This window comes from Microcystis sp. M53602_WE12, assembly GCF_030065455.1.
In the GTDB taxonomy this organism is placed as follows: Bacteria; Cyanobacteriota; Cyanobacteriia; order Cyanobacteriales; family Microcystaceae; genus Microcystis; species Microcystis aeruginosa.
The window spans coordinates 1-1,494 of record NZ_JASJFB010000795.1; the positions used below are offsets into that span (position 1 = coordinate 1).

General features: G+C 47.2%; 3 protein-coding genes. 1 reads left to right on the plus strand and 2 read right to left on the minus strand.

Annotated elements, in window-relative coordinates; all coding sequences use genetic code 11:
* On the plus strand, window positions 1-216 hold a 216-nt coding region (locus PX482_RS24320), incomplete at its 5' end, for a DUF1815 family protein (protein WP_288123141.1).
* 43 nt (window positions 217-259) lie between these two features.
* On the opposite strand, the gene PX482_RS24325 is transcribed toward PX482_RS24320, so the two are convergent.
* Both PX482_RS24325 and PX482_RS24330 read right to left on the minus strand, forming a co-directional pair.
* Window positions 260-1,228 carry a glycosyltransferase family 2 protein gene (locus tag PX482_RS24325; protein WP_004159345.1) on the minus strand — a complete coding sequence of 323 codons (969 nt, stop codon included), beginning with the start codon at window positions 1,226-1,228 and terminating at the stop codon, window positions 260-262.
* 95 nt (window positions 1,229-1,323) lie between these two features.
* Window positions 1,324-1,494 (minus strand): zinc ribbon domain-containing protein (locus PX482_RS24330; protein WP_288123142.1); only part of this gene is annotated, 171 nt, incomplete at its 5' end.

Sequence of the window (1,494 nt, forward strand, 5' to 3'; positions counted from 1 at the left end):
GGATTGGGTGAAACCCATCTAATTCGGTTTCTCGTGTCCGATTACGGCATCACCTGGACAGAAATGCGCGATGATCGAGAGTTAATGAAACTCGAAGGTGCGGAAGCCATCAGCCAACTACAGGAATTAGCCAATCTGATTAAATATCAAATTTCGCCGGCGGAATTTATTGACAAAAAACCCTCCTCCGTGCTGCAACGGTTAGAGACGGTTTAACCCCAGATGTGACCTAGACCTGTATGTTTAGCGAACTTTTTCCCTAACCTTTCAGCCAACTGTTAGCTAGATAGGCCATTCGTTTCATCTCTTTTCGTCCCCGGGAGACGGAATCGAGGATCATGCCACAGGTCAAACTTAAAAAGGCTAAAAGCATGATCGAGGCCGATAAAATAGCGGTGGGAAAACGTGGTACTAAGCCGGTTTCGAGGTATTCAAACAGGACGGGGATCGCTAAGAGGAGGGAAATAACCGCCAAAATTAGCGAGACAAGGCTAAAAAAGAGAAAAGGACGAATTTCTTTAAAAAGTAGGATAGCGGTTCCCAATACTCGCCAGCCATCTTGAAAGGTTTTTAACTTACTTTGGGAACCTTCGGGACGTTCCCCGTAGAGGGTTGGTTCTTCAGCGAAGGGAATTTTTAATTCTAAAGCGTGGATAGTTAACTCGGTTTCAATCTCGAAACCATTGGACAAAGCGGGAAAAGATTTGACGAAACGACGAGAAAAGATGCGATAACCGGAGAGCATATCGATTAAACGCGCTCCAAACAGAAATTTCACCAATCCCGTTAAAAATAGATTACCGGCGCGATGACCGGGACGATAAGCCTGGGAGGATTTTGCCGCTTCCCGACGCGCACCGACCACCATATCTAACTGTTCTCGCAGCATTCGTTCAATTAAGCGTCGTACTGCCGCAATTTCGTAGGTATCATCACCATCGATGAGAATATAGATATCGGCCTCGATATCGGCAAACATCCGCCGGACAACATTGCCTTTTCCCGGTTGGATTTCCTGACGCACGATCGCCCCCGCTTTGAGGGCCTCGGTCACGGTATCATCGCTAGAGCGGTTGTTATAGACATAAATTGCCGCTTCTGGCAGAAAAGTTTGAAATTGGGAGACCACTTTTGCGATCGTTAGTTCTTCGTTGTGACAGGGAATAATCGCCGCAATACGATAGTTTTTCAGGGAAATAGGCGATCTGGTTGTCAGGTTCTCGATCATGGCTGACGACAATGTTTAATAATAGTTAGGGGTGTTTCTTGACGTTGGACGGCTTGACATCCTCACCGCCGTAAACGGACGGTGATTCCCAAACCTCACGATTTAGGTTTCTGCTTCTTTCCCTTGCGGGGTTCCGCACCTGCCTTAACAGATTTACTCTGTTCTGGTCTTATGGTCGCAACCCGGACTGACACCGCAAGCCCTGCGGCCAAAATATTTTTACTGGCGTTAATATCTCGGTCATGGTGAGTCCCACAGTCTGGACA

Coding starts and splice junctions, on each gene's coding strand:
- PX482_RS24325 (WP_004159345.1), bottom strand. CDS start 1,228: ATGATCGAGAACCTGACAACCAGATCGCCTATTTCCCTGAAAAACTAT.